Here is a 4,130-nt window from a genome sequence, read left to right on the forward strand (position 1 = left end):
TCCGGGGCGAGGGCGGCCCGCAAGGCCTCGACTTGCCGGCCGTTCTGCGCGCGCTTTGCGAACGCGGCATCACGCGCCTGATGGTGGAAGGCGGGCCCAAGGTTGCGGCATCGCTGCTGCGCGCCGGCCTCGTTGACGAGGCATGGCTTCTGCGCGGCACCGCCACGATCGGGTCGGGCGGGATCGACGCGCTTGACGGACTTCCGCTCAACGCACTAACGGAAGCGCCGGACCTCGCACTGACCGGCAACGAGACTGTCGGCGGCGACAGTCATTTTCACTACGAGCGGCACGGGCGGCGCTAGATGTTTACAGGCATCGTCACCGATATCGGCGAAGTCACGGCGGCCGAGCCGAAAGCGGATGGGCTGCGCCGCATCGTCATCGCCTGCGGTTACGAGCGAGCTTCAATCGATATCGGCGCGTCGATCGCCTGCTCCGGAATCTGCCTGACTGTGGTCAAGACCGGGCTTGTCGGCAACCGCACCTGGTTTGCCGTCGATGTCGCGGCCGAAACCGCCGCGCTCACCAATGCGGAGGCCTGGACGGCCGGCACGCGGCTCAATCTGGAGCGGTCGCTGAAGATCGGCGATGAACTGGGCGGTCATATCGTCACCGGTCACGTCGACGGCATTGCGTCGGTTCTGGCGCGCGAAGACCTCACCGACCAGGTGCGGTTCCGGCTCGGTGCGCCGGAGCCGCTGTCGCGTTTCATCGCAAAGAAGGGGTCGGTCGCGCTCGACGGCGTGTCGCTGACGGTCAACGAGGTCGAGGGCAACGCTTTCTCGGTCCTGATCATTCCGCATACGCTGCACGTCACGACACTGAATGCCTGGCAGCCCGCAACCGCCGTGCATCTCGAGGTCGATATGATGGCGCGCTATGCGGCGCGCCTTCTGGAAACGCGCACATAGCGCGCTTGCAGCGGCGCGCGGCCTGTAGTTAGTGACGCGCCAACGGAGAACGATCAGATGGCCGGGCCGCGGCAGGGCAAGAGTGAAAAAGCGGGCGACAGGACGGGTGCGAGTCTGAAGGGAGCGCGCATCCTGATCGTCGAGGCGCGCTATTACGAGGCGCTTGCCGATGAGCTTCTCCTGGGGGCAACCCGGACGCTGGACCAGGCGGGCGCAACATATGACACCATCACCGTCCCCGGCGCGCTCGAAATTCCGACAGCGCTGGCGATTGCGCTCGATGCCGCGACAGCGCGCAAAAAGCCCTATGACGGGGCCGTTGGGCTCGGCTGCGTGATCCTGGGTGAGACATTTCATTTCGAAATCGTGTCGGAGCAGTCGGCGCGCGGACTGATGGACGTGTCGATCGCGCGCAAAATTCCCATCGGCAATGGTATCCTCACCGTCGATACCGAGGCGCAGGCCTGGGCCCGGGCGCGCGTTGCCGAAGGCAACAAGGGCGGCGGCGCTGCCCAGGCGGCGCTCGCGCTGATCGGCCTCAAGCGCGGCCTCACAAAGGCCAGGCGATGAGCGGTTCCCGCAATCCCGAGAGCAAGGACGAGCGCAAGGCCAATCGGCGCGGCGCGGCCCGGCTCGCCGCTGTTCAGGCGCTCTACCAGATGGACATCGCCGGGACCGACCTGAACGAGATTCTCGCCGAGTTCGAAAGCCACTGGCTTGGCGGCGAGGTCGAAGGCGACAAGTATCTGCCCGCCGACGCAAATCTGTTCCGCGACATCGTGCGCGGCGTCGTCGCCGACCAGCGCAGGCTCGATCCCGCGATCGACCAGGCGTTGACCAAGGGCTGGCCGCTGAAGCGGGTGGAGGCGCTGGTGCGCGCGGTGTTGCGTGCGGGGGCCTTCGAACTGGAAAGCCGCAAGGATATTCCCGCGCGCGTGATCGTGTCGGAATATGTCGATGTCGCGAACGCCTTCGTCGACCGCGACGAAACCGGGATGGTCAATGCCGTGCTCGACATGCTGGCGCGTGCGGCGCGCGCGGGGGAGTTCGGCGCGTCTCGATAGATCGCAATCGGGGTGACGGGCGCATGCCATCGGGCGAAGACGAACTGATCGCCAAGTATTTCAAGCCGCTGGCGACTGCGCCCGGCGCGCTCGGCCTCACCGACGACGCTGCCGCCTATGCCCCTCCCGAAGGCCACGACCTCGTGCTCACCACCGACGCCATCGTATCGGGTATCCATTTTCTGCCCGGCGATCCCCCGGACACGGTGGCGCGCAAGGCGTTGCGGGTGAATCTGTCCGATCTTGCCGCCAAGGGCGCGCGTCCCGCCGGCTGCCTGTTGACTCTCGCTCTGCCGGAATCAACCGGCGATGACTTTCTGCATCCCTTCGCGGCTGCCCTGCATTCGGATTGCGACTTGTTCGCCTGTTCGCTGCTTGGTGGCGATACGGTCCGTACCGACGGTCCGCTCTGGGCGTCGATCACCGCCTTCGGGGTTCTGCCGCGCGGCAGCATGGTCCGGCGCGCCGGCGCGGGACCGGGAGACATCGTCATGATCACCGGCACGGTCGGCGACAGCGCGCTCGGACTTCGGCTGTTGCTGGAGCCTGAACTCGCCGCGCAATGGTCGCTCGACGACGACGATGCCGCGCATCTCGTGGGACGCTATCGCGTGCCGCAACCGCGCAACGCCATGGCGGATGCGGTGCGAATGCTGGCCTCCGCCGCGATGGACGTATCGGACGGGCTTGTGGGCGATCTGGCAAAGCTATGCGGCGCGTCGGGTGTTTCGGCGCGGATCGGGGTGGCGCGCCTGCCGCTGTCGGCCGCAGCGGCCAAAGCGTTTAAGGCCGCGCCCGGCCTGATCGAAGCGATCGCGACCGGCGGTGACGATTACGAAATTCTGGCTTCGGTGTCTCGGGACAAGGTTGCCGCATTTCGTGATGGAGCGCGGGCCGCGGGCATCGCCGTGACCGAGATCGGGGAGATCGTCGCAGGCCGCGAGCCGCCGCAACTGATCGATGTCGATGGCGCATTGCTGACATTCGCGCGCGATTCGTTCAGCCATTTCTGACGCTGCTGCGATGTTCCGGTCGCGCTATAGTGCGGCAGGGAGAAAACGCGACATGCACGACCGCACGGCAGTGAAGGGGGCTCCGACCGGCTGGGGCGTGGCCGGCAATTCGCGCGAGGCGCAATTGCGTCGGCGGTTCCCGACCGTCGAGGATTTGCGAAAAGCCTCGGCGCGGCGCATCCCCTCGCTCGGCTACGAAACCGTTGCGGGCGGGAATGGACAGAATCTCGGCGTCGAACGCAACGCCGATGCGCTGGATGCCATCGAGCTGGTGCCGCGCATCGGCGCCGATAAGGGACCGGTCGCGACCGATGTGACGCTGTTCGGCCGGCATTATGCGGCGCCTCTCGGCATCGCCCCGATGGGCCTGCAGAGCGTGTTCTGGCCGGGCGCCGAGCGGCATCTGGCGCGCGCGGCGCAGCGCGCCCGTATTCCCTACACCGCGGGTACGGTGAGCGGCATCGCGCTGGAAGAGGCCGCGGCGCTTGCGCCGGACGTCGTCTGGTTTCAGCTTTACCGGCTTGCGCGCGACGACCACCGCGTCGGCTTCGATCTGGTCCGCCGCGCGCAGGACGCCGGCGTGCATGTGCTGGTGATGACCGTCGATACGCCCGGCCGGGCCAAGCGTCCCGGCGAGCTGCGCAACGGTCTGACACTGCCGTTCCGTCCGACGCTGCGCACGATCATGGAGGCCGCGGTGTCGCCGGGCTGGATGCAGGCGCTGCTGCAGAACGGTCAACCGGGCTTTCCCTGCCTTGCGCCGTATTGCGGGGAGAACGCTGGCAATGCCGATATTGCCTGGTTCGCGCAAAGCGAGGTCGGCGGCGCCTTCACCTTCGAGGAGCTGAAGCGCTATCGCGACGTCTGGAATGGCCCGATGGTCATCAAGGGCGTGATGCATCCCGCCGACGCCGAGACGGCGGTCGCGATCGGGCTCGATGGCGTTCAGGTCTCCAATCACGGCGGCCGTCAGCTGGAAGCCGCACCCGCGGCGATCGACGTGCTGCCGGCGGTGGTCCGGGCGGTCGGGAGCAAGGCGACGGTGCTGTTCGACAGCGGCGTCCGGTCCGGGCTCGACGCAGTGCGCGCGGTGGCGCTTGGGGCGCAGGCGGCACTCGCCGGGCGGGCGTTCCTGTACG

General features: G+C 67.4%; 6 protein-coding genes. All 6 read left to right on the forward strand.

Annotated elements, in window-relative coordinates; genetic code table 11:
* A partial coding sequence (locus ACK41X_RS22895; protein WP_409728456.1) for a RibD family protein occupies positions 1–305 on the forward strand: 305 nt, incomplete at its 5' end.
* A complete protein-coding gene (locus ACK41X_RS22900) occupies positions 306–914 on the forward strand; it encodes a riboflavin synthase (RefSeq protein WP_409728459.1) in 609 nt (202 codons plus the stop codon).
* Positions 915–971: 57 nt separating this feature from the next.
* Entirely contained in the window at positions 972–1,484 is a 513-nt protein-coding gene (ribH, locus tag ACK41X_RS22905; protein ID WP_409728462.1) for a 6,7-dimethyl-8-ribityllumazine synthase, read from the forward strand.
* Complete coding sequence (gene nusB / locus ACK41X_RS22910; RefSeq protein ID WP_409728465.1) at positions 1,481–1,978, forward strand: transcription antitermination factor NusB; 498 nt, start codon at positions 1,481–1,483, stop codon at positions 1,976–1,978. Before ribH ends, nusB begins: the two co-directional genes overlap by 4 nt.
* 23 nt (positions 1,979–2,001) lie before the next feature.
* A complete protein-coding gene (thiL, locus tag ACK41X_RS22915; protein WP_409728468.1) occupies positions 2,002–2,991 on the forward strand; it encodes a thiamine-phosphate kinase in 990 nt (329 codons plus the stop codon).
* 52 nt (positions 2,992–3,043) lie between these two features.
* On the forward strand, positions 3,044–4,130 hold a 1,087-nt coding region (locus ACK41X_RS22920; protein ID WP_409728471.1), incomplete at its 3' end, for an alpha-hydroxy-acid oxidizing protein.

The organism is Pseudorhodoplanes sp., from assembly GCF_046289595.1.
Classification (GTDB): domain Bacteria; phylum Pseudomonadota; class Alphaproteobacteria; order Rhizobiales; family Xanthobacteraceae; genus Pseudorhodoplanes.